Source organism: Moritella sp. PE36, from assembly GCF_000170855.1.
Lineage (GTDB): Bacteria > Pseudomonadota > Gammaproteobacteria > Enterobacterales > Moritellaceae > Moritella.
This window is the reverse complement of the sequence record NZ_ABCQ01000014.1, coordinates 70,121-93,824: the sequence shown is the minus strand read 5'-3', so window position 1 is coordinate 93,824 and position 23,704 is coordinate 70,121. Positions and strand designations below refer to the sequence as shown.

Sequence of the window (23,704 nt, the reverse complement as noted above, 5' to 3'; positions counted from 1 at the left end):
TTCCACATTTATAGCCAACAATTTTAGTCCGCTTAAACGGGCGTAGGCATTCACGGAGTAAATATGAAAATTGACAGTATCCGCGAAATAGCTGAAAAAGCTCGTGAAGTATTAGTTGAAAATGGAAGCTTTATTGGTAAATCATTCTTTGACCGTTTTCCTAAAGCTGCATGTGGTTTTACTACGGATATGTTAAGTAAATATCTAATTTCTAAGGGCGTTCGTAATATTGAATCTGTTTCAGGTAAAAGAGGCGATTCCTCTCACGCTTGGTTAGAATACGAAAGCTATATTATTGATATCACAGGCGATCAATTTATTGATGGCGTGTCTCCTGTGTATATTTCAAAGAACCGAGAATTTCATGATCAATTTGGTTCGCAGGCAAGGATTTTGCATCCTGTTCCACATGCGATTCTAAGTGATTCATATAACAAATTCTCTAAACTTATGAATAATAATGCCTAACAAGTTGCTTAAACGGAAAATTAACAGTTGGTCATCGCTTCGCGATTTTAGCCAACCATTAATTCCCGCTTAGCAAGTCGTTGTCTCAAGAGAGGTCGAGTGGATACCTATAAAATCATAATGACCATAATTGCTGTCTTTAGTATTGGTTTTAATATCTATCAGTTTCTTTTAAAACGACCTAGATTCAAGTTCAGAATGAGCTACGGACTTGAGCCAAATGAAGATGGTGTCGGAAACTTTTTATGTGCACGTTTGTTTGTATCAAACACGGGTGGCGAAGCTGCAATTTATAATGGCCTTGAAGGTGCTGATGAAAAAGGTGACGTTTTTTATCCATCATGCAGCATTGAAGTTGGATCTAAGGTTGAACCAAACGCCTCTGTAGTTGGATATATCACTAATGGGCATTTGTTAACGCATGGAACATCTTCATTATTTATTGTTGATGGTGTTTTTAACAAACATAAAGTGCCAAAAAAAGTTCTTGATAAGCTTTTGAGTGAACTTCAACAAGAAAAAAACCGTCTTGAAAGCCTTGGGTGTAAGGTTCATCCACCAAATTTATTTGAAAGACATAACAAGTCAAAGCATTCGGATGCAGCAAGCTGCACCAGTGTTTGAATCGTTAGCATAGGTTTTGATTCTATATATCTAAGGTGTGGTACAAATGAAAAATTGGTTACATGATAAGTGTTCAGTAATATTTTGGTTAACTTTAGCTGTTTATGCGTTAACCCTTTATTTTGTGAGCTATGTAGGTGTTTTCCTTACTTATATTGCAGTGCCGACGATTGTTATTACAGGTTTTATTGCATATGTAACAAGACCAAATGTAGAACAAACCTAACAAGGCATTAAACGGACAAATAACATTTGTTAGGTTTCGCTTCCCCACATACTTCAACCCACTGTTTTAGCCCGCTTAATGCGAGGTTAAATCATCTTGATCACGTTTATTAAAGGGGCTAACCAGCCCCTTTAATTTCCTTACTCCCCCAGAACGCCCTAAACAATCGCATCAACCCTAGTGTTGAAACCGCAATACCTACAATTACAAATTCAAAGTACCAGGGCGCGCCTTTATAACCCATCGCTTGCCAACCATTCGCCATATACGGCTGCAGCTGTGGTATAAAATGGGCAATGAACAATCCTAAAAATACCGTAATAATGATTTCATCCATTATCGATTCGCGCCGGTTCTTCAGCACCTGCAGATCATAATCAGCATCGTTACCTTCTTGGTTAGCTAGGCGTTTAGCTTCTGCGTCTAACTTGGCCAATTTAAGGTTACCTTCTGCAGTTGCAATCGATGCCGCCATTTCTGCCGCAATACGTTTACGCTCGCGATAGCTACCCGATAAATCGGCAATTGGTGCAGAAATAAAACTAAATAACGAAGTAATCCAACTCATGATTTATTCCTCATAATAATATCTAAAAAGTGTTTAGGGTCTTTTGATACGGCTTTCGCTAATGCATTTAAGCCGGTTAAAATATGCGGCGCTACATACGCCGCAATACCAATAATCCCCGTTTTTAAATCATCATTCAGACCAAGCCAAATACAAAAACTTTCCGCAATATACGCAGACAAAATTGCCATCAGCACCGACATAAAATAATGAAAAAAGGTAATACGGGTACCAGACATATACATTTGCGTTGCCGCGGCCAGTAACGACAACAAACACAGCTGCCCCCATTGGCGAATAAAAATAATCAATTCTTCCATTAATCTTCACTCCTCGGGTTTAAGTCGGAATACTCAGGCACTGAAAATTCAATATGCAGTGCCGCGGGTAAATACTCGTTAATTTCCATCATGTCTTGCTGCATCGGCACCACTTCATTGTTGTAATAAGCCCGGGTGATTTTATCTAGGTCACCAAAGCCCGGACTATCACCGGATGTTTGCCCGCTTAATGCTTCTTGGGCACGATGCATACTCAACATATCGTTTAACGTCATCTTCTTGATGCGCTCAAATTCATCCTTGGTCGATATATCACCCACCGGAATAATCTTAATTGCCTTCTCTGCATCAGCCTTGCCACTGCGATTATTAATAAATAAGCTGCGAAAATTACCCACACCGCGAGAATCTTTGATCGCTGCTTTCAAATCATCTTCATCTTCGGTCGATAAATTGGGATCCGCCATCGAAAAGATAAACCCCATATGTGCACCGTTCTTGTAATATTTACGGCGGAATAGGGTGGCATCTTCATTTAACAGCGCAGACTGAATACCGCCATAATATTGGGGAATACCATAGATACCCTGGTTCGGGTCGTATTCTTTCAAGTGGATAACTTCGCCTTTTTTAAAACGCAGAACCTTGCCATTACTTAAGCGCTGCGCATAAACACCAGGCGTGGAGGTATAGCGCATCGATAGCGCAGGCAAATGCCTTAATTTAATGACGTTACCGAATGCATTTTTAATGATCTGCAAATACGCATTCGCAGCCCAACAATAATCAAACGCAAACTTCTTAAAGGTGCGCTGGGTTAATAGCGCATTAGGCTTAAACCATTTTAAAATCATATTGCGTTTAAAATATAAAATAGGGCCATGTTGGGCATTTACCCGTAGCAATTTAATCAAGCCGGCTAAACTCACGGGCGGTGAATATAACCCGTCCATATCAGCGTAAAGCCCGATGTATTCGGTCATGCGATTATCTAAACACGGCTCAGGGTCACCAAAGCTAAAGGTGTCGATAGATTTGCTTTTAACCGGTTCAGTGGTCGTACTCTTAGTTGAATTCATTATGCGGCATCTAATCCTATTGATGTTCTGGTGCTCGAGCTGTCACCAGATAATGGTTCGTAAATCATGGCGTGCATGATTGCCCAGGCAATATCAGCATGGCCTGTGGCGGCGGTGCGGTTGGTTGCATAGCTGATTTGGTCACCAACCACTTTCTTGCGAATATTAATAAAACTGCTGGCAACCATTACTGAGCCTTCATCGAATTCAAAACGCTTCTTGCCAATGACATTAAGCGCCTTAATCACCATCTTGTTTTTGTTGTGTGGGTTGTAATGGATAGGCATCGCCAGCGGGAAGAATTTTTGAATTAACTCAAACACACCCAAGCCCATACCGGTGGTATCAACACCAATATGTACAACATGGTATTTAAGGGTGAGTTCTTTAATTTCACTGGCCATGGTTTCAAAATCGTTACCACTTAAATTAAGTGATTCCAACAACCGGAACTTATCATCAGGGCCAAGCGGTAAACTCAAGACCACTACCGAGGCAATGTCTCGCGTTCGCGCAGGGTCAAAACCAATAACAACCGGCTTCATGGCATAAGGGCGTGACCAAGTTGGATCGAAGTCGGTCCATTTCTTACTATTACCCACGCAAGCCATCAGCTGCTTAAGGCTAAACGCACTGTGGGCATCATCAATAAACTTGCACATAAAGAGATTATCAAACTCTTCTTTGGAGTATTCATTCTCCAGCATGCTGATATCAATGCGGTCAAAGCCTTGTTCCACCACATCATAAACATTGAGCTTTTGACGCCAGATACCATCATCACAAAGCAAGCCATGTTTTAAGGTTTTGCGGCTAACATCGATGGCAAATTCGGGATCATTACAGGCTTTTGTTTTTCGGTACCAGCGACCATTCCACAAATCATAAGCTTCATGGCTGGTCACCGATGGGGTACTAAAATAGGTAATACGAAAATCTTTATGGGTTGCCATTGCCTGGGCAAGACTGCGTAACTCTTTAAACTTCGGGATCCAAAACACTTCATCAATATACAAGTCACCAGATGCCGATTGTGCTGTGCGGGCATTGGTCGATTTGAAATACAGTGTTGTTGTCTTGCCTTTGTTACGCATGGTCAGTGGTGAGCCGCTTAGCTCAATACCAAACTGTTCACGACATAAGGCAATAATATTGGCTTTGAATATCTCCGCCTGGTCCCGCGATGCTGAAATGAAGATCTTATTACGGCCATTCACCACCGCATCATAAAACGCTTCAAAGGCAAAATAGAAAGTCGCGCCAATCTGACGTGGTTTCAGAATAAAGCGGCTACGGTAATCTTGATGTTCAAACCAGTGTAATTGGTGCGGGTAGAGCAGGTTGTCTTTGAGTTCGTCCAGCATTTCTTTGGTGATACTAGACACATCATTCTTAATCTTCTTCTGACGTTTCTTACTCTTACTGGTTCGCTCACTGGTTTGTTCATGTTGGGGCGCAGCAGCTGCAGGCGTATTACCGTATTTTTTAGTGATGCCGGCACTGGGCAAGCGTGACTGATTTAACGCGCATTGCTGTTTGGTTAGAAAATCCAGTTCTTTATAGTCCGCGTCATCTTTATTGTCACGATCTGCCAATAAAACAATACGTCGTGCAATCGCTGTCTCGGCATTAAGTGACGGGCACAACTCATTCCAACTGCCATCATCCGCCCAACGTCGTAATGATCTTGCACTCGGCATACCGTCGATTTCTGAAATTTCATCAAACGTCAGCCCACCAAAAACATAATGGTCGCGCGCCGTTTTAATAATTTCGGTTGTATATCGGGGAGTCCTCGGTTTCATAACTGGCCTGTAAAGAAGAACAAGCGCCAAGTTTATAACCCTAAATCACGTAATTCTTTAAGAAGATTTCCGTGTTATTCCGCTTTCGCCAAGATCGGAATTTAGCGGATTTAATGTGATGGATTAAGGCCTGCTCTGCGGGCAAAATTGGTCTCACTTAGATTCACTTTGACATTAAACAGGAAACAACATGGCTCAATTACGCACTATTCCACTTGCCATTGCCGCCATGGGGTTAACGGTAGATGGTCGCGAAATATCAGAAAAAGATATCGACGATATTGTTACTACTTACAACTATAAAAAGTACGGCGCTCGTATCAATTTAGACCACGAATTTAATTGGTCTGGTTGGGCGGCGAAGAACCTTTTAAACGTAGATATTCAAGGCGGCATGTTGGGTGATGTGATTGAACTGACCACCGCTAAAAATGATGAAGGCATTAAAGTCTTATATGCCGTGTTATCGCCTAATGCGTCCTTTGTGCAGTTGAACCAAGCCGACCAAGCGGTGTATTTCAGTATTGAAATTAATCGTGATTTTATGAAGTCAGGGCAAACCTATTTAACCGGATTAGCCGTGACGGATTATCCCGCGAGTACCTACACCGACCGTATTCACTTTGGCCAACAGGACAAAGACAAGATGGAGAGTACAGATGCAGCGGACACAAATGCAAATAACACACCTTCAGATACTGACCTATTAAAGGTGTCATTAGCATTAGACGAAGCGGCCAAACCAACCAAGAGCCTGTTTAAAAAACTCTTTAATTTTAATAAGGATGATGACGACATGAAACGCGAAGAATTTGCCGCCGCAATGACCGACGCGCTCGGTGCGCCGTTGCTGCAATTTAGCCAAGCACTGGAAGCGAATACCCAAGCAACGCAAGCCTTATTGGCTAAACAAGGCTCGACCACTGCACCGGTTGACGATGGGAATACAGATACTCAGGAAAGTACGGGTGCTGATAAACCAACGGCTGAATTTTCGGCTATTGATGGCAAGGTTAATGGTTTGGTTGAGCAAATTGAAGCGCTGACTAAAACCGTGAATGATGCAATCAAAGACCCCGCATCAACGACCACTGAAGGTGAAGAAGAACACCTCGGTGAGAATGGCAAGTACCACAACCTTCTTTAGCAATAGGAACAATATTAATGAAGCTTAAAACAACACAAGTTTTTGCCGCGGTGGTGTCTGCATTGGCTGTCAATTACGGGGTTGCCTCCGTATCTGAACAGTTCAGTGTCGAGCCGTCGATTGAGCAGACGTTGTATGACCAAGTATATCAAAGTGCTGAATTCTTACAGCGCATTGATACGCAAATGGTTGATGATTTAGTCGGCAGCTCAATTACGGCTGGTATCAGTGGCGGTGTGACTGGTCGCGCTGGTGTGGAAACGGATGAAACTAAAAGTCGTAGCACCAAAGACCCGCTGGGTTTAACTGACCGTGAATACCGTTGCTATGAGGTTGAATGTGATACCCACATTACCTGGCAGCGCATGGATATGTGGGCTAAATTCCCAGATTTTCACAGTCGTTTTCGTGCCCATGTTCGCCAAGCGATTGCATTGGACATGATTAAAATTGGCTGGAACGGTACCAGCGCTGCGAAAGTTACCGATCTCGCTACATACCCAATGATGGAAGATGTGAACATCGGTTGGTTACAGCTGGTTCGTCGTGACAATGCCGCCAATGTATTTGCCGATGGTGAGCAAAAAGACGGTGAAATTCGTATTGGCGCAGGCGGTGATTATGAAAACCTTGATCAAGCCGTACATGATTTACTGCAAGCCATTCCGGCCCATAAGCGTATTGGCTTAGTGGCCATTATTGGTGATGAGCTGTTATCCAAAGAAAAGAACAAGCTCTATGCCAAGCAAGCGCATACCCCCAGTGAAAAAGACAAAATCGAGCTGGAACAGATCATTGAAACATTCGGTGGTTTGAAGGCGTATAAGATCCCGTTCTTTCCTGACCGTGGCATCTTAATTACCTCGTTCGATAATCTTTGCCATTACGTGCAATCAGGTTCAACGCGCACCTCGATTGAAAATAATGCCAAGAAGAAACGTGTCGAAGATTATCAATCACGTAACGATTGTTATTACATCAACGACATGGAAAAGATCGCCTTTTTCGAAGCTGGCAGTATAAAGCTGGATAAGGTGAAAGACCCTGCCGTTGATGCCGGTGACTTTGATGCCGATAATCCTGCGCACTGGGTTTGGTCTTAACCAATAACCTAAATCGAGCACTGGCTTATTGCGGTAAGCCAGTTATTTACCCAGCAGAGAGTTTTTTGAAATGAGCATTGTAAAACGTAATCAGCGTAAAACCCATGCCTCTATTATCGGTGTGGACCTAGCAAGTGGTCCTGATCAATCGGTCACTTCGACAGTGAAAAATGGCAAGGTTGTCGCAACTGAACCAAGTCGCGCTCAGGGCATCATGGAAGAGTTTGATTTTTTCAAAGCTGCGATGGATTCCGACCTTGCTCAACTTAAAAAGTTTTCTCACATGGAAGACAAAATTGCATACAAAGCACAGGCAATTGAGAACCATCAATACCTGGACTATTTACGCCGCTATCAAACGCAAGGCACCAACCATCAGAACATGGTGCTTGCTTGGGTAGTCATTTGGCTTGTTGACCTTGGACACTGGCAAACGGCCTTTGAATTTGTGCCTTTGTTAGTCGCTCAAAATCAACGATTACCTGGTCGTTTCAGTACACAAGATTGGCCAACCTTTTTGATAGACCAGTTGTATGACGAAGGAGCTAAACACTTAAGCCAAGGCCGTGACGCGGTAGAGCGTAGCCAAGTGATTCACTTATTCACCCAGTTTATCCAGTTGCGAAGCCTGTATAAATGGTCGTTAAGCGAATTGATTGGCGGCAAGTTATACGCCATGACTGCCAAGCTAGAACAAGTCGTTTTTAACTTCGGTAATGCGTATACCTACGGCGTGAAAGCCACAGCACTAAACGATAAAGCGGGCGTTAAAAAAATGGTCAGAGAAATCGCCACGGTTATCGGCAAAGAAACCGAAATTTAGTTTATTGACCGACTTTGTAAAACGAATTGTAACGACTCTCGCGCCACCGGCTCGGCTGCGTTGGACTTATTCACAGTAGTGAAATGGGTTCCTTATCGCAGTGGCTAGAGCCGACCTATTAGAAGTGAGTAATGTGATGAATTTAACCGGTATGCCACTGGCACAGGTAAGCAATGAAAATGTAATCAACAACGGTTTTTATCCTGATCTTGGCAGTGCTGAATTTATCACTGATTACGCGATTGCGACGGAATACGCCAACAACAGCGAACAGGTTAAACGCACATTAGTGCTCGCCATGCTCGATGTTAACCAAGCACTGGCAAGATACCGGTTACGTCATTGGCAACAGGTCGAACTATTACAAGATGTGAGCGTTGATGAGATTGATGGCGTAAATACATTAATCCTCATGTATCAACGGGCAGTGTATTGCCGCGCTAAATCTAAATTATTAATCAGCCGACTAGGTGAAACGCATCGCGACCAACGTGCAGCACAGCAAGTGATGGCCAGTGACAATCAAGAATACTGGTTACTGGAAAGTGACACCGCCTTACGTCAAATGATGAAGGTAACGAATTCAGGCGTTGAATTGATATGAACCAAAGCAAATTACAACGTTTAGTGCAGTACCTGGTATCGACCACTTATAAGGGGCGACATTTAGCCAGGGCTGGCGAGTTTGATAGTTGGATTGAAGGCGGACGAATTGAACACGCCAGTAAACGAATAAACGGAACAGGGTTGCTCGCCGCGCGCTTTTTTTACAGTGGGGTGATCAGCATTAACCCATGCAATGCCCCTGTTGAATTGATCGCAACTTATGTGAGTTTTTGGTTAATGACAAATGCAGAGAAAGACGACAGCCATGATGTGGAATTTAGCCTGGATATTAATGACGATAACAGTGCTGAAATCGAGTTGACGATCGAGCGGTTCGCAGAAGATGTGATGCTGGTTGAAGACATGAACGGACCGTTTGAATTGGAGTTTCAAGGTGAAATGAAACGCTTTGATTTTGGTGAACAGAGTCTTTGGATTGCAGCTGCATTTGAATTAGATGCCGAGTGTGTGGCGGGGTAGAACATGCTTAGTCTTGGTATCTCCACTGATAACGCGTTAAAGCAATTAAACCTATTAACGCTCGATGCTAATAAGCGTCGCCGTATTTTACGTGGTGCAGGTCGCCAAGTGAGACGAGACACCAAGGCGCGATTAAAAGGGCAGAAAGGATTATCCGGCACCAATTGGCAAGGCCGCTCTGATGGTCGTAAAAAACGCATGTTAAAGCGACTGGGTAAAGGTATTCAGGTACACACCACACCCAATAACGCGACGATTACCTTTGGCAATAAACGGTTAGGGCAAATAGCCAGAGCCCATCAAGAAGGGATCACATTAACGCAAACCGCTCAGCAGGCAGAAAAAGCCTATGGCACACCTGATTACAACGCCAAGGCATCACGCAGACAAGCGAAATCATTGCGAGACAGTGGTTATAAGATCAGAAAGAAGCGCGGTAAAGGCTGGAAAGCACCGTCGCTTAAATGGATAACCGAAAATATATCTGTGGGACAAGCCGGTTTGATACTGCGTATTTTACGCGGTAATAAAAAGGCTAAATCCAGTTGGGACGTTAAGTTACCAGCCCGTTCGTTCATGGGGCAAAACAGAAATGAACAAACAGAATTAAAAAACTACATGTTGGACGAGGCATTTCGCCTCCGCTAAAAGGGTAAATATATGGCACAGGGCAAGGTTTTAGTTACCGCATTAAATACGGGTAGCGGAGCAACAAAAGAAGTGGAGCGTTCAGCATTATTTATCGGTGTTGGTGCGTTGAACATAAACAGCATAGTACCGATTAATGCACAGTCAGATTTTGATGAACTGATTTCACCCAATGATTCTGCATTGAAAACACAGTTAACAGCATGGGTTCGTAATGGTGATGCATTGGTGTCTGGTTGGGCTATCCCTATCAACAAAGGTGATGACGAATTTTCACTTATCGATAAAGCCATGGACCAGAACATCAGCCCTGAAATTATCGTGATCACAACGCCTGTCACGGGCAAGGCACAAGTTGAAGCATACCAAGCCAAAGCACTTGATATCTTAGCCAAGTATTCGCGCCGTGTTCGTTTTCTGGTGTCAGCACCTGGTCTGAGTGATAGCCAAACATGGACGGAACATCTTGCCGCTATTACCCCATTAACGGATGGGGTTGTTGCCGCGCGTGTGGCTGTTATTCCTGTGCTTTATGGTGATGAACTTGGCGCAGTAACAGGGCGACTTTGTAAACGTTCAGTGACTATTGCTGATTCACCAATGCGCGTGCAAACAGGGTCGATGGCACTGCAACCGACACCACACGACAGTACCGGTCAACCGATCACCAATGCAGTCACCGCCGCACTGGATGCTATTCGTTTTAGCTGTGTGCAGTTTTATCCTGACTTTGATGGCATCTACTTTGGTGACGTCAATATGCTCGATGCAGAAGGCGGTGACTATCAGCAAATTGAAGCCGGTCGTATCGTCGATAAAGCCGCGCGACAAATCCGCATTATCGCGATTTATCAAATTAAAAACCGCCGACTTAATAATAGCTCAACAGGCATTGGTTTTGGCAAACGTGTATTGGGTAAGCCACTGCGAGACATGTCAAAAAGCATCAACATTGGCGCGGATAAATTCCCTGGTGAAATTCGTGAACCGAAAGATGATTCAATCACTTTAACCTTCATGAACGCGCGACAACTGCGAGTCACAGTAAAAATACAGCCGATTGACTCACCAAGTGAAATCCTTGTCGGCATCATGTTAGACAAAGACGAATAAGGAACAACACATGTCAGTAAAAGCATTAGGCGGTAAAGACTTTGATATTTTCATTGGTGACAAAATGGTGCATGTCATTGAAGCCAGCGTCAAGATCACAGATGGCCGCAAAGTAAAAAAAGTACGAGGTATCACCAAAGGTTACATTGATGGTCCGGTAGACGCGGAAGTTACGTTTAAATTAGATCACGAAAACTTTCTTATTCTGCAAGACGTAGCCAAAACGGCCGGCAGTTGGAAAGGTATCGAACCTTTTGATATTTCGTTCTTAGCGGAAGTTGCCGCCGGCACCAAGAACATTGAAGCCTTTGGGGTATTACCGCAATTAGACGAGATCTTAAATATCAAAGCGGAAGGTGGTGAAGAAGATACCACCACCATTAAGGGCCTAGTTACCTCGACTGATTTTGTCAAAATCAATGGTATTCCATACCTGACTGCAGAAGAAGTGAGGGACCTGTAATGGCAGCAATTAAAAACCTGACTGCAAGTAGCTTGCTTAAGGCAATGCAGGCTAAGCAGCACAAAGTATTTGAAGGTGAATTAAACCTGAACATTATTGGCGTTCGTAACACTGACACCAAGGCAAATAGCTTTAACGATCTGCTTTGTGTCCTGTATCAGCAAGACGGTAAATGGCAGCTAGTCAGTTTTAAGTGCACCACCGACGCCGGCACTTATTATCGTGAAAACCCGTGCAATGTGGATGGTACCGCGGTACTTGCCGCCATGCAGCATCGCAGTTTATGGACCTTTGGTTATCACCAGGGAAAATACCCAGCGTTAGTGCAGCATAAACCCGTCACTGTTTACAGAGACAACAACAATGATAATCAACTCGATTGTGACAATAACTTACAACGTGGTTATTTCGGTATTAATTGCCATCGCGCGAATGCCAACTATGAGTCAAAGCAAGTCGACAAATGGTCTGCAGGTTGCCAGGTATTAGCCAACCCGAATGATTTTAATAAGCTGATGGCCCTTTGCCATCAAAGTAGTCAGCAATGGGGCAGTACCTTTACATACACCCTGTTAAACCAAGCTGATTTAATTCCAAATAAAGAGTGAGAGTGACCATGGCGTTAGAGCAAAAGATCATCCTAGAAGTGAATGATATTGAACTGAGTTTCAATGTGAACGTGACGGCTTACAACAAGTTTTTAAACCAAAGTAACCAGGTTAATAAAATTCAACCTGCGACCAACTTCTTAATGACGGTTGTGGACAGTGAATGTAAAGCAGCATTAAAAGAAATGCTAGCCTTGCCAGGCGCCGCGCTGCACTTAGTCGGCAGTGTTGTTGAAGAGTATCAACCTGAGTTCAATATCACCGTAAAAAAATAGAACAGCGAGCAAAAGAGATAGGCAAAAATCGCTTAGATCAGTTGCTCGCCTATCAGCAAAAATGGCTGCCACACAGCGCAACCACCGAAGACAGTTTAGCCCAGGCATTGTTTTTGGAAAATGATAATCAAGAGAAGCAGCAGATCGCCATCAACAATGGTATTTGCATGGCGTTAGACAGTGGTTAAGTCGCAGGTTGAGGGGGATGAATGAGCTCATTAAGCAAGTTGGAAAAACTCATGTACACCATTGGCGTTGTTGATAAAGCAACAGGGCCAGTGAATAAGATCATGGACAAGATAAACCAACTTAGCAGCCAAACTGCCAGTGCTCAAAACCAAATGATGAGTGGCTTTATGGGCACAGCTGGCGGCGCCATGGCGCTGGTCAGTAGTTTGTCACCTGCCATTGATCATGTGGCTGCGCTTGGTGAAGTGCAAACACTGGGTGTGGCAAGCGAAGACTTAACCAAACTCACCAAAACAGCGTTTGAATTTACCGCGCAGTTCGGCGGTAACTCGGCAGAGTTCGTGCGCAGTGCTTACGATATCCAATCAGCCATATCCGGGTTAACCGGTGATGAGCTATCTTCCTTTACCAAAGCATCCAATGTATTAGCGGTTGCGACTAAAGCGGATGCCAGCACGATCACCAGTTATATGGGCACCATGTACGGGATATTTGAAAAAACCGCCAACAAAATGGGCAAGTCAGACTGGGTGAATCAGATTGCAGGGCAAACAGCGAAAGCCGTGCAAATGTATAAAACCACCGGCGCAGAAATGCAATCGGCCTTTAGTGCGTTAGGTGCAAAAGCGGCTAATCGTGGCATTGACGCGGCAGAGCAATTCGCGGTGCTTGGCGAACTGCAGCTGGTCGTTAAGTCGGGTTCGGTCGCGGGTACCCAATACGCCGCCTTTATTGATGGCATTGGTAAAGCGCAAAAAGCATTAGGCATAGAACTCACTAACAGCCAGGGCGATATGCTCGGTATTGATGTGGTCATGTCGCGAATTAACCAAAAGCTGGCGGGTATTGGCAGTGTGGCCAGAGGCGATATTTTAAATAAAGCCTTTGGGTCTAAAAATGCCGCCTCGGTGGTTGATATTTTAAGTTCCAAAACCGCCAAGTTAAAACAGGGTATTAGCGAACTGACCAATATAACGGATGCATCCAAGGCCAGTGAAATGGCCAATATTATTGCCAGTCCTTGGGATCGATTTAGCGGTTCGTTAAATGGCGCAGCAACGGCGATGGGTCAAGCAGTGTTACCGATTATTGAACCGGTTGTCGATATGCTGGTTGCTATGTTAGGTGGCGTGATATGGCTAACCCAAGAATTCCCAACATTAACGGGTGTACTCGGCGCAGCTGCTGTTGGCGTCATTGCATTAATGATGGCATTCAGTGCGATGAACATGATCATCGGTATTTATCGTTTTGCATTGATTGGGCTGAGTGTTGTCAGCAATGCCGCCGCTGTCTCAACAAAACTATGGCAGGTTGGTTTGGTTGCACTGCGCGTGATGGGGTTCTTGGGCAATATTGCCGCGATGGGGGCTTACCTTGCTGCGATTGGTCTCTATCGTGGTGCGATGTTAACGGCGCAGGGCGTGACTTGGTTATTCAATGCGGCTTTACTTGCCAATCCAATTGGGCTCGTTATCGCAGGGGTTGTTGCCTTAGTTGCTGCCGTTGCGGGACTTATCTTTTATTGGGATGCCATTGTTGCCGCCTTTAAAGATTCATCTTGGGGTCAAGCACTGATTAGCATATTTGACAGTGTCATGTCGGTGTTCAGTGGTCTGATTGATAATGTGAAATGGGTGCTTGAAGCACTGGGATTGATGGACGGTAAAGAAATGACCATTAACTCAAAAGTTGAAGAGGTGACCAAAACAACGGCACCACTATCAACTGAAAACACACTATCAACGAAGCTCAATGCGACAGCATTAAATGAGAACCAAGTATTTAGCGCTGAGGCACTTGCAGCACAGAATGTTGCAAACATGAATACGCAGATCAATCAGGTTAGTGGCATAGCACCGATGGCTGCAAACCAAGTATTGAACTCTGAAGTATTCGCAACAAACAATTTAGCGAACATGAATACGCGAATTAGCCAGGCTAACGGTTTCGCGCCAGTTGCTGCAAACCAGGTATTAAATACCGAGGCGTTCGCAGCAAACAATCTAGCCAATACAAATATGCGATTCAATCAGGTGAGTAGTTTCGCGCCGGTTGCTACAAACCAGGTATTAAATACTGAGGCGTTCGCAACAAACAATCTCGCGAATACAAATACGCGTATTAATCAGGTTAATGGTTTCGCGCCGGTTGCTGCAGACCAGGTATTGAATACTGAGGCGTTCGCAGCAAATAATCTAACGAATGCAAATACGCGTATTAATCAGGTTGGTAGTTTCGCGTCGGTTGCGACAAACCAAGCATTGAGCACTGAGGCTTATGTAACGAACAACTTAGCTAATGCAAATACGCAGTTCAATCAGGTTGGTGGTTTATTGCCAGTTGCTGCTTCTCTTGTTGAAAGCCAAACGTTTAATGAAACAACAGCGCATAGCGAGCGTATTCAACAGTATCAAGAAAATAACCAGCAGCTAGCGAAGGTAAGTCGCCCGCGGATACAGCGAACGCAGTATTTTCAGCAAAGCAAACAAAGCGCGAATAACCAGAGTAATAGCAGCGCCGATAATAGCAAGCGGGTGTATATCGATAATGTAGTGATGAAAAGTGACAACCTCGCGCATGATTTTGAACAGTTAATGGAGTTAGCCGGCTAATGATAAATATGCATGTTGATTTAAACATTATCGATGGGGATTTTGTGTTTAATCCGTCACTCAGTGTGGAAAAGTTATCTGCAGCCAAGGTGATTGGCCAAGACGTTAAACACCGCATTCTTGAAAGTGGCCTACTGGTTAAGTTAGTGAAGCAGCGCAACACCAATGGTATCGCGCCGGTACTGACAGATTTAGAACTGGAAGTGGAGCAAGACGACCGACTTAAACCAGGGACAATCTTGATCTCCTACAACAGTGATAAAACCTTGTCGATTGAAGCTGAAACAAAGCAATACGGCGTAATGAAGTGGGCAGGGGCATAGCATGAGCAATGAAAATAGAACACCGGACATAGTGCCTGACTTTAAAAAAATGATGGCCGATGCTGGGTTACCGGTAAATGAAACAGTTGCCAAGCAGCAATGGGACCAGGTACTCGCTGACCAGCAAATCACGATTGAAAATGGCAGTCCGTTTAGTCCATTTTGGCGTACCGTTAAAGCATTAATCACACAGCCTGTGGTTAGTTTACTCGATTGGATTGCTCGAGTATTGATGCCTGATTTATTTATCATGACGGCAAGTCGCAGCGCCTTAATCGGGTTGCATGGCCCGAGTCGCAATGTCTTTATTGTGGATGCAATCAACGCCAAAGGCATGCTGACATTAACACGCGCTAACAGTGATGGTGTATTGAGTATTGCCGCCGGTGCTTTGGTGGAAAGTGACAGTATTGGCGGCGTGGTATATCAATTACGTACGCTTAGCGCTGTGGTATTTCAAGAAGGTGAGCCAGTAATTGAGGTGTTGGCGCAAGCGGTGACTGCAGGGCAGGCATATAACTTACCGGTAGGTAGTTATTACCGCTTGGTTAACCCAATTGAGGGCGTGACTGTTCGTAATGAAAAAGACTGGTTGCTTATCCCAGGTGCTAACGAAGAAAGCACAGAAGCATACCGTAACAGGATAAGAAACGTATTCGGCACGGCCGCTAAATGGCACATCAATACCGTGTACAAATCGATAATCAGTGACTTTGCAATACCGGTCGAAAATATTGAAATTGTAAATCAGGCGCCGCGTGGACCAGGTACTGCGAATGCGTTTATTTACTTAAATGTTGGCCAAGTATCAACCGGATTATTAAAGGTCATTAACCAGCATATTCGTGATGACGGTCATCATGGCCACGGTGATGATTTTCAAGTGTATGCAATGCCAACACAAGACAAAATGATAACTGCCACGTATTCGCTACATGTAAATAGTGTCGATATTAGCGCAGATATAAAGACCTTTATTCAGGCGGCATTTCGGTTAAACGATGCGTATCAACCTACGCGAACGCGACCGAACTCGTCATTTAGCATGAGCCTATTACAAGCGCAGTTACATAATAAATTCCCTGCATTACGCAGTATCGATTTTGATTGTGGTGATATTAAAACGGATTTGTGGTTGCCGAGACTCACGCAGTTGGTTGTGCAACATGGGTAGTTCTCAGCACAAACCGCAACCACCACAACCCGAAATTGCGACCTGGTTAAACAAAGGCCATGCCGAGCAATTAATGAAAGCCGCGCAGCAATACTGGAGTAATACCAAAGATTGGGTGATGTGGGCAGTTGCACAAAAAGATGAGCAACAAAGTGAAGAACCCTTTTTAGGTTTATTAGCCTGGGAACGTTTGACTGAAAGACTGCCTTTCGAACCGGCGGAATTTTTTAGAAAACGGGTCCAGCATGCACTTGTTAACAGCGTTGATGCGGGAGAAATAGCCACGATTGAAGCCATCTTTAATCGACTTGGTATCGATGTAATCAAAGTGAGCGAACGTATTGATAACCGAGATTGGGACATTATTGCTATCGATTTTAGCAGTCATACCGTATCGAAATACGGCGAACTGATGCCCGAGTTGATCCAGCTCTATGGACGCACCTGCAGACGTTATGAATTTACCGTGCACAGCGTGGTCGATGTTGGGTTAGCACCAGGTTGGCTTGATGTGCAGTGGGACAGTGTTCATGTGGATTTGGGCTTAGCTCTGACGCAAGGCAGTGATATTGAATTTAACCCCATGAGTGGTTTTCTCGGTGGTCAATACAATGTGCAGAACGTGCCATTGTTGCCACTGAATATGTCAGTAGAACATCCACTGACACTGCAACCACTTTATGGATTCTTGAGTAAAGAAAGCAGCATTAGTACTGCAACGGAGTAAGTTTCTATGTCAGAACAACAGGTAACCGGCATTCTTACTAATGCTGGCAAGCAGCACATTACCACCTGTGCACTTGAAAATACGGGGCTAAATGTCTCAACACTGGTGTTAGCGAATGTCCCTAATTTAAGTGATAACGCAGCGCGAGATCCTAATATGGCGATCCCTGCACAAGCTCAGATTGTCTATCAAACGGATGAGTTAATTACGGGTTTTATTGATGAACATACTGTTGCCTGGGCGACGGTGTTAGATCAAGACATCGGTGACTTTGATTACAACTGGATTGGGCTAGTGACCAGTACCGGCATTTTGTTAGCGCTGGATTATTTACCTCTGCAGCGTAAACGCCAGGGCGTGAACAACGTACACAACCGCAGTTTTGTATTGAAGTTCGCTGCCGCCAAAGCGCTTACCCGTATTGAGATAAAAGCCAGTAGTTGGATGTTTGATTACAGCCCAAGGCTCGACAGCATGCAACTGGCCATTGTGGCCAATGCCACGGCGCAAATAGACAACATGACGCGCCATTTAGGCTTAAAAGACGTCGTCACCAGCTTACGAAATACTATCGAACTGCAGCAAGTTCACATTGGAACCCTAGAGCAAGAAGGGCAAACACTACAGCACACACAATCAGTAATGATAAAGCAACGTCAGGAACGCGATGGTGAGGTGCAAACCTCACTCGCGAAAATGGCAACCGCACAAGTCAGTACTATGTACCGACAGGTGAAGCAAATTACATCGGCTTAATTATGGGTAAGAGGAACAGAACATGACAATAGAACAAAACATTGCAGAATTGGTGCAAGCCAGCAATAACCTCACCGGGGTTGTTGATGGAAAAATACAAGAAATTGATAGTAAGGTCACGTCTGCAGAACAGAAATTTAACGGGCTTAATGATGAGCTGATATCTAATTTGGGTTTTGTTGCACTTAATTATAACTCTGATTTTTTAGATGTTCACACCCTAGCTGAAAATGCACTTGGTTCTGAGAATACTTATCCTATAGGCATGGGGGTTGGTGGCGGTCGTAATGACTGTTTTAAATCTGAAATGATTTCTGTTGTCAGTGGCTCAGAACCAAGCAGCAGAGATGTTGACGTAAAAGAGCTATTAACCTTTATGGGGATTGGTTCATCACTTCATTTTTCCAGCGCCTTTAATATTCTAAAATTAACGGTGTTGGATGCTTCGTTCATGGATTTAGGTGGTTATGATTTTTTCATCCCTCAACAGCATGTAAAAAGAAGCCCTAACGCCTCGTTTATGGCTTATATCAAATCTGTAGGTGATATGCGTTGGCGAGGGGCGGTTAATAATGAATGGCAGCAGATTGTCGATCACCATTCAACGGATAACCCAGGTTCTTATACGCATATCGATATTAATTTTCAGAATGCGAAGGTCGGCGATATCTTTTATTTAGCGCTTCCTACAATTACCGTCGGGCATTTTCCGAAATCAAAAAAACATGGGAATTTATATAATCCTAAAACAGAACTCATTAGAAAGTTTGAGGTATAGATATGATGCAAGTTATTACACGTCGTGGATTGGTTGATGAAAACTGGCTTGTCGCGATAGAAAAACGTGATCGTTTATTGTCTACAGCGGATAGATTAGTGAATCAGGCTCTAGACCTATCATTGGATGTAGCGCCATTTAGAGCATATCGCCAAGAGTTAAGAGATATTCCTCAAAACTTTCAAAATGTTGATGATATCGTTTGGCCACTGAAGCCCGCTATTAGCTAATGCAGAGTATTAGCCTTGCGTCCCATCAAACCGCGACCTTTTGCACTGCTGCTGAGGGCGCGGTCTTATTGGCAAACGCTATTAAGGATGAAAGCCGCCAGTTTAGACCTGCGGTTTTTAATGCCCTGGTCTTGTGGGTGAGCAGTGATAGCTCGAAGGATTTAGCCAAGCGTTTGGCGGCGATAAATGAATATTGCCCATTAACCGGCTTTGTTGAATGCGGTCGTTATGCAACGAGCCTAGCAACATTAGATTCAGACAAACTCATTCGTCCTAAAGGAAATGAGCAATCAATAGAGTGGACGGTATTTAGTGATAAGCGGTCGATACCAGCGCTTAAGCTGCAATATCAGGCTGATTCATTAGCTCAGGTTAATGACCAAGGGCAAGGTTTGATTAGTGATATTGATAGCGCATTAGCAGAATGTAAGCAGTTAAAGCGTCTGCGTAATACACGTTTAACGGCAACTGAATTCAACCCCATCAATACCGGTTTAAATTGCATAAACATCAGCGCCAATACAGCTAAAGGCTTAGCCGATAAGCTGCAAGGTATTGGTGATGACAAAGCGTATTGGGTTTTTTGTGCGTTCGTGGGCAGTAGCAGTGAACTTGAACCGATGAAGGAACTGTTTTTATGATAGCGCTCGATGGTTGGCAGGTACCAGGTTATGAAACCAAAATAAAATGCAGCTTCAAATTAGCCGGCGAAGATTTAAGTGGCTACGGTTCGTTGACTCTATCATCGGATAACGGCGTTAAACCTGCCATATTATCTGTCACCACCAAGATCCCTTTTAACGAAAAATCCGCGTTAGCCAAGTTAATATCGAAAGCTAAAGAGCTCGACGAACACGGCGCCAGAATTATCCGCACGGTGAATTGTGATGTTGCAGAATCATTCAAGGTTCGTAAAGCCAAATTTGATGGTGAAATGAGTGCGACCGAGGATGACGAAGTGAAGTCTTGGGTTGTTAGTTTTAATTTACTCGAAGTTATGAGCAAGTCAGAACGCGAACAACTGCAGCTAGATGGCGAAGCCAATAACAATACAATCCCGCAAAGTACCGATGGCCATAATTCACTGCAACAGCAATTTGAAAACGTAGAGGGTCCTTAATTTATGGCTAAAGGTATGGATAAGCCCGATTCGGCCCGACTCACCACCGTATTAACCATTGGTGGTGAACCCGTGGTTAATATTATCAATAACAGTGTGCAGCTTGATTTGTTTAGTCCTGGTCGTGCTAGCTTTATTGTTACCTGTGAGCAAGAGCCTAAAGGCATCGTGGAATTACACCTTGGCTATCGGGTCGATAAACTGCAGCCTTATTTTATGGGCGTCATTGAATCTAAGTATCAATCATCAGGTCGTTGGTACCTAACTTGCCGTGAATTACTTGGCGCGTTGTCATTGCCGGCTAACATGGCCATTCGTTTTGCGACGATGAAAGATGTACTGGACCAGTTATCACTGACCGGTCTTCAATTTATCTATCCAGATGCCGAATACATCAATCAACTCGTGCCTTGTTTTTATCATCAAGGTGATGGCATATCGGTATTACGTCAGCTGGGGAAAATATACCAGGTACCGGATTATATTTTTCAACAACGTCCTGATGGCAAAATCTACGTGGGCAGCTGGCATGATTCGGGTTGGGCCAAGTCGGTTATCACTGATTTTTCAGAACACCCAATCAAACCGATCAGTGCGACGACCGGTGAATTAATTGCCATCCCTAAATTACGTCCAGGACTCAAACTCAATGGCCGTTACCTTAGTGAAGTGACATTAACAGGAAATAAGCAGGTTATCAGATGGTCAAAAACGCTATACGCCGCTTAGTATTACGTTACTTTCCTGAATTAGGACAGCGTAAACACTTACCGCAATTGGCTCGAATAGAGAAAATTTATGATATGCCGGTTAGTGGCGCCAGTGTAAGCAGTGCATTTCGCGCCTATAAAGCGGCTGATATCCAGTTATTAGATGCGGTAACAGGTAAGCCCTTAGCCGTTCCTGTCTTTGAGCAAGTGAGTATTGCGTCAGGGCAGGGACATGAACATGGTCTGTTCGTTGAACCAACACCAGGCATGCAGTGCTTAATTCAATATATTGATGGTCTTGATTCATTGCCGGTGATCACTTCGCTTTTACCCTGGCATACGTTGGTACCGGATAACCGCGCAACCGATGTGAGTCTACAGCAATCGCATCGCAGTAAGTTAGTCGGTAGTAATGGTGATTGGCACCTGCAGACAGATGGTGAAATAAAACAAAGCTGTCAGAAGTCGATAGTGGATGCCCAAACCAGCGAACAGAATTACCACGAACGCAGTACTAAGGTTGCTACGCACGACATTAATAAAATAGACGGTAACCAGGTAAATGAAATTATGGGGGCATTAAAAATACTCGTCGGTGAAAAGGCGATTATTACCTCATTGGATAACCTGCTTTTAGGCAGTAACAAAGAAGTTAAAATACAAAGCACAGAAGACATGCATTTAGACAGTGCAAAATCACTGATCATTAAAGCCAAGAATATAACCGAAGATGCAGACACGATTAAACTTAATGGCGGTAAAGGGGTGATCACCTGTGCAAGCATTTGTCCTTTTACTGGTAAACCGCATGTTGATGGCTCCACTACCGTTTTTGCAGGGAAATAATATGGCATTAAGTAAGTCAGGATTAAAAAGTAAAATTGAAGCTGAAATGGTTAAGGGCGGAATTGTTATTGATGGGGAACATGCCCAGGCATCGGTATTAGCACAAGCCATCGCTAATGCGGTTGTTGATGAGATAACCGCGAATGCGTTGGTTGTGGTACCGGGTGGTAGCTCGGCTGGACAGTATAAGGTTGTGTAAAAATTAAGGTTGTTAAATACTGTCGCCGTTTTATAACCAGAAACTATGATTTTATACAGTATAATTTGTTTATTTTTCAGTTTAGTCACAGTTTGTCTGAGGTTAGTCTTTTTTCCTTTGCATTAAATAAAAATAGCTAATAGAATCAGTCGCATATTAAGTTTTTTTCATAATTAACAAGACTTGAAAAATAAATAACAGGAATGCACACTTTCTCAAAATAGGTTTTAATGTCAGATTGGCGTTTTATCTTATTTTTCATTTGATTAGTCAATATTGACTAGGGTGAACAGATTTGGGGAATTGAGCAGTCCTACTATACAAACGTTAGGCATTACGAGGAAGTCATATGAGTAATTTCGACGAGTGGAGGAAAGAGTTGTTACATGTCGGGAATATTGTACAAGATTCTGATAATTCCGTTTCGCCCGACGAATCTGAACAAGGGTTTAATAGGTACATCGAAATGCTCGACTTATTAGACGGCACTGAAGGCTCTGAGTATGCGTTGGCAATTTTTGAATCTATTCAAGCAGAGCATGATTATGGTGCTTACCAAACGGCTGGTCGTGCTGCGTGGCTTTTTGGTGAAGATAATTTCTGCATGTCACTTATACAAGAGTTGCCTAGACTAATTAAAACATTTCCTGATTGGGCTGGTGATTTTATGGTATCAATTGCAAATGGTGAGGGTACTGAACATGAAAGTGTGATCAAAACTTTCAACCGGCATTTGAAATCAGTTTCCAGTGATAAGCAAAACGTAATTCTCGAGTATATTAATGAACAAGAAAAGAGTGGTTGGTTTGAGCACAGGGTTGGAGTCTTAGGCTGCAATGCTTAACAAAGCAAATCAATCAGACGCATAACGGTTGTCGCCGTTTTTGCTAAAACAAAAAGCCAGCAAAAACAACGCCAACCTACGCGCTGTTGTTTGCGGCGTTAATTCATATCTCTTAGCTCTATTAAACATAATGACAGACTGAGCAGAGGCGATTAAATGACGGTCAATTGGTGACTATACACAACCACATTTGGCTATATGCGAAGAAGGGGTAATTCAATAAGTTACCCCAAATTAGCTAAAGAATAGGTAACTACTTGTAAATAAAGAGACCTCAATGAGGTCTTATTTTTAGCTTATTAACGTACATGTGGTCGAGATGTGGACACTGGTAAATAATAAAATATTAAATTCAAATGCTTAAGTGTGATACTAAATCACCTTCGGGTGGTTTTTTTATTTGTGCATTTTCTAGTTTAATTGTCTATATTATTAATAATGAGGTTGAAAATATTAAAAATTTATCTTCGCTAATAATTCGCCCTCAGGATCAATTCTGTATTATCTAGGAGCATTAGTGATGGAAATGTTACGACCTCATAATGGAATCATAATTTTAAAGATAGCTACCGATCTTGATACTGAGAACGTTGTTAGCTTACAGCCAAGGTTGGAAGCATTAGTTGATGAACATGCTGAAAATATAATTTTAGATTTTACCAATGTGACCTTTATCGACTCAACCGGTATTGGTGCAATTGTTTTTTTATTCAAAAGACTCACCTCACAACGTCGTACGCTCTCCTTACTCAAAGTATCTGGCCAGCCTTATAAATTAATGACCATGTTACGTGTTGAAAATGCAATTCCTTTTATCGAAAATATTACTGAATGTGAGAGTAATCGCTCGGCATAATTAAATGCCGTAAGGTATTG

At 43.4% G+C, this 23,704-nt stretch carries 32 protein-coding genes; 28 read left to right on the top strand and 4 right to left on the bottom strand.

Features of this window, described 5'->3' with window-relative positions:
* Nucleotides 1–63: 63 nt before the first annotated feature.
* From PE36_RS10550 to PE36_RS10540, 3 genes are all read left to right on the top strand, one after another.
* The gene (locus PE36_RS10550) at nucleotides 64–468 is read left to right on the top strand and encodes a hypothetical protein (protein ID WP_006032007.1); all 405 of its coding nucleotides are present in this window, start codon (nucleotides 64–66) and stop codon (nucleotides 466–468) included.
* Nucleotides 469–567: 99 nt separating this feature from the next.
* On the top strand, nucleotides 568–1,092 hold the full coding sequence (locus PE36_RS10545; RefSeq protein ID WP_043994423.1) for a hypothetical protein: 525 nt from the start codon (nucleotides 568–570) through the stop codon (nucleotides 1,090–1,092).
* Nucleotides 1,093–1,138: 46 nt separating this feature from the next.
* Nucleotides 1,139–1,318, top strand: a complete 180-nt coding sequence (locus PE36_RS10540) for a hypothetical protein (protein ID WP_006032005.1) — start codon at nucleotides 1,139–1,141, stop codon at nucleotides 1,316–1,318.
* A 118-nt stretch (nucleotides 1,319–1,436) separates the two neighbouring features.
* Here the strand turns inward: PE36_RS10540 and PE36_RS10535 are convergent, their stop codons facing one another.
* Genes PE36_RS10535 through PE36_RS10520 form a run of 4 tightly spaced genes read right to left on the bottom strand, consistent with a single transcriptional unit; the run spans nucleotide 1,437 to nucleotide 5,051 of the window.
* On the bottom strand, nucleotides 1,437–1,886 hold the full coding sequence (locus tag PE36_RS10535) for a hypothetical protein (RefSeq protein WP_006032004.1): 450 nt from the start codon (nucleotides 1,884–1,886) through the stop codon (nucleotides 1,437–1,439).
* On the bottom strand, nucleotides 1,883–2,206 hold the full coding sequence (locus PE36_RS10530; protein WP_006032003.1) for a phage holin family protein: 324 nt from the start codon (nucleotides 2,204–2,206) through the stop codon (nucleotides 1,883–1,885). The genes PE36_RS10535 and PE36_RS10530 overlap by 4 nt, the downstream gene beginning before the upstream one ends.
* A complete protein-coding gene (locus PE36_RS10525) occupies nucleotides 2,206–3,246 on the bottom strand; it encodes a phage portal protein (RefSeq protein ID WP_006032002.1) in 1,041 nt (346 codons plus the stop codon). The genes PE36_RS10530 and PE36_RS10525 overlap by 1 nt, the downstream gene beginning before the upstream one ends.
* Nucleotides 3,246–5,051: a terminase large subunit domain-containing protein gene (locus PE36_RS10520; protein ID WP_006032001.1), complete on the bottom strand. Its 1,806-nt coding sequence runs from the start codon at nucleotides 5,049–5,051 to the stop codon at nucleotides 3,246–3,248. The genes PE36_RS10525 and PE36_RS10520 overlap by 1 nt, the downstream gene beginning before the upstream one ends.
* A gap of 190 nt (nucleotides 5,052–5,241) precedes the next feature.
* Here PE36_RS10520 and PE36_RS10515 point away from each other — a divergent pair, with 190 nt between their 5' ends.
* From PE36_RS10515 to PE36_RS10400, 25 genes are all read left to right on the top strand, one after another.
* Entirely contained in the window at nucleotides 5,242–6,198 is a 957-nt protein-coding gene (locus PE36_RS10515) for a GPO family capsid scaffolding protein (RefSeq protein WP_006032000.1), read from the top strand.
* Nucleotides 6,199–6,215: 17 nt separating this feature from the next.
* Entirely contained in the window at nucleotides 6,216–7,301 is a 1,086-nt protein-coding gene (locus PE36_RS10510) for a phage major capsid protein, P2 family (protein ID WP_006031999.1), read from the top strand.
* A 70-nt stretch (nucleotides 7,302–7,371) separates the two neighbouring features.
* Nucleotides 7,372–8,124, top strand: a complete 753-nt coding sequence (gene gpM / locus PE36_RS10505) for a phage terminase small subunit (protein ID WP_006031998.1) — start codon at nucleotides 7,372–7,374, stop codon at nucleotides 8,122–8,124.
* 100 nt (nucleotides 8,125–8,224) lie between these two features.
* Nucleotides 8,225–8,728, top strand: coding sequence for a head completion/stabilization protein (locus PE36_RS10500; protein WP_043994422.1), 504 nt, complete (start codon nucleotides 8,225–8,227; stop codon nucleotides 8,726–8,728).
* Complete coding sequence (locus tag PE36_RS10495) at nucleotides 8,725–9,210, top strand: phage tail protein (RefSeq protein WP_006031996.1); 486 nt, start codon at nucleotides 8,725–8,727, stop codon at nucleotides 9,208–9,210. Before PE36_RS10500 ends, PE36_RS10495 begins: the two co-directional genes overlap by 4 nt.
* 3 nt (nucleotides 9,211–9,213) lie before the next feature.
* Nucleotides 9,214–9,858: a phage virion morphogenesis protein gene (locus tag PE36_RS10490; RefSeq protein WP_006031995.1), complete on the top strand. Its 645-nt coding sequence runs from the start codon at nucleotides 9,214–9,216 to the stop codon at nucleotides 9,856–9,858.
* Nucleotides 9,859–9,870: 12 nt separating this feature from the next.
* Complete coding sequence (locus PE36_RS10485) at nucleotides 9,871–10,971, top strand: DUF2586 domain-containing protein (RefSeq protein ID WP_006031994.1); 1,101 nt, start codon at nucleotides 9,871–9,873, stop codon at nucleotides 10,969–10,971.
* A gap of 10 nt (nucleotides 10,972–10,981) precedes the next feature.
* On the top strand, nucleotides 10,982–11,434 hold the full coding sequence (locus PE36_RS10480; RefSeq protein ID WP_006031993.1) for a phage protein: 453 nt from the start codon (nucleotides 10,982–10,984) through the stop codon (nucleotides 11,432–11,434).
* On the top strand, nucleotides 11,434–12,042 hold the full coding sequence (locus PE36_RS10475; RefSeq protein WP_006031992.1) for a hypothetical protein: 609 nt from the start codon (nucleotides 11,434–11,436) through the stop codon (nucleotides 12,040–12,042). Before PE36_RS10480 ends, PE36_RS10475 begins: the two co-directional genes overlap by 1 nt.
* 8 nt (nucleotides 12,043–12,050) lie before the next feature.
* Complete coding sequence (locus PE36_RS10470) at nucleotides 12,051–12,317, top strand: putative phage tail assembly chaperone (RefSeq protein ID WP_006031991.1); 267 nt, start codon at nucleotides 12,051–12,053, stop codon at nucleotides 12,315–12,317.
* Nucleotides 12,318–12,358: 41 nt separating this feature from the next.
* Nucleotides 12,359–12,505 (top strand): hypothetical protein, encoded by a 147-nt coding sequence (locus tag PE36_RS24570; protein ID WP_006031990.1) that lies wholly within the window; start codon nucleotides 12,359–12,361, stop codon nucleotides 12,503–12,505.
* 21 nt (nucleotides 12,506–12,526) lie between these two features.
* The gene (locus PE36_RS10465) at nucleotides 12,527–15,121 is read left to right on the top strand and encodes a phage tail tape measure protein (protein ID WP_006031989.1); all 2,595 of its coding nucleotides are present in this window, start codon (nucleotides 12,527–12,529) and stop codon (nucleotides 15,119–15,121) included.
* Entirely contained in the window at nucleotides 15,121–15,444 is a 324-nt protein-coding gene (locus tag PE36_RS10460) for a DUF2590 family protein (protein ID WP_006031988.1), read from the top strand. The genes PE36_RS10465 and PE36_RS10460 overlap by 1 nt, the downstream gene beginning before the upstream one ends.
* A gap of 1 nt (nucleotide 15,445) precedes the next feature.
* A complete protein-coding gene (locus PE36_RS10455; protein ID WP_006031987.1) occupies nucleotides 15,446–16,618 on the top strand; it encodes a baseplate J/gp47 family protein in 1,173 nt (390 codons plus the stop codon).
* Complete coding sequence (locus PE36_RS10450) at nucleotides 16,611–17,345, top strand: hypothetical protein (RefSeq protein WP_006031986.1); 735 nt, start codon at nucleotides 16,611–16,613, stop codon at nucleotides 17,343–17,345. The genes PE36_RS10455 and PE36_RS10450 overlap by 8 nt, the downstream gene beginning before the upstream one ends.
* Before the next feature lie 6 nt (nucleotides 17,346–17,351).
* Nucleotides 17,352–18,101, top strand: a complete 750-nt coding sequence (locus tag PE36_RS10445) for a phage tail protein (RefSeq protein ID WP_006031985.1) — start codon at nucleotides 17,352–17,354, stop codon at nucleotides 18,099–18,101.
* Between the two features lie 22 nt (nucleotides 18,102–18,123).
* Complete coding sequence (locus tag PE36_RS10440; protein WP_006031984.1) at nucleotides 18,124–18,879, top strand: hypothetical protein; 756 nt, start codon at nucleotides 18,124–18,126, stop codon at nucleotides 18,877–18,879.
* A gap of 2 nt (nucleotides 18,880–18,881) precedes the next feature.
* Nucleotides 18,882–19,109 (top strand): phage tail assembly chaperone, encoded by a 228-nt coding sequence (locus PE36_RS10435; RefSeq protein WP_006031983.1) that lies wholly within the window; start codon nucleotides 18,882–18,884, stop codon nucleotides 19,107–19,109.
* 68 nt (nucleotides 19,110–19,177) lie between these two features.
* Nucleotides 19,178–19,750: a hypothetical protein gene (locus tag PE36_RS10430; protein WP_232286568.1), complete on the top strand. Its 573-nt coding sequence runs from the start codon at nucleotides 19,178–19,180 to the stop codon at nucleotides 19,748–19,750.
* Nucleotides 19,747–20,229 (top strand): hypothetical protein, encoded by a 483-nt coding sequence (locus tag PE36_RS10425; RefSeq protein ID WP_006031981.1) that lies wholly within the window; start codon nucleotides 19,747–19,749, stop codon nucleotides 20,227–20,229. The genes PE36_RS10430 and PE36_RS10425 overlap by 4 nt, the downstream gene beginning before the upstream one ends.
* 3 nt (nucleotides 20,230–20,232) lie before the next feature.
* Entirely contained in the window at nucleotides 20,233–20,958 is a 726-nt protein-coding gene (locus PE36_RS10420) for a hypothetical protein (RefSeq protein ID WP_006031980.1), read from the top strand.
* On the top strand, nucleotides 20,931–21,785 hold the full coding sequence (locus PE36_RS10415; protein ID WP_006031979.1) for a hypothetical protein: 855 nt from the start codon (nucleotides 20,931–20,933) through the stop codon (nucleotides 21,783–21,785). Before PE36_RS10420 ends, PE36_RS10415 begins: the two co-directional genes overlap by 28 nt.
* 1 nt (nucleotide 21,786) lies before the next feature.
* Entirely contained in the window at nucleotides 21,787–21,984 is a 198-nt protein-coding gene (locus tag PE36_RS10410; RefSeq protein ID WP_006031978.1) for a hypothetical protein, read from the top strand.
* A gap of 349 nt (nucleotides 21,985–22,333) precedes the next feature.
* Nucleotides 22,334–22,828: a hypothetical protein gene (locus PE36_RS10405; RefSeq protein ID WP_043994421.1), complete on the top strand. Its 495-nt coding sequence runs from the start codon at nucleotides 22,334–22,336 to the stop codon at nucleotides 22,826–22,828.
* Between the two features lie 520 nt (nucleotides 22,829–23,348).
* On the top strand, nucleotides 23,349–23,684 hold the full coding sequence (locus tag PE36_RS10400; RefSeq protein ID WP_006031976.1) for an STAS domain-containing protein: 336 nt from the start codon (nucleotides 23,349–23,351) through the stop codon (nucleotides 23,682–23,684).
* Nucleotides 23,685–23,704 lie beyond the last annotated feature (20 nt).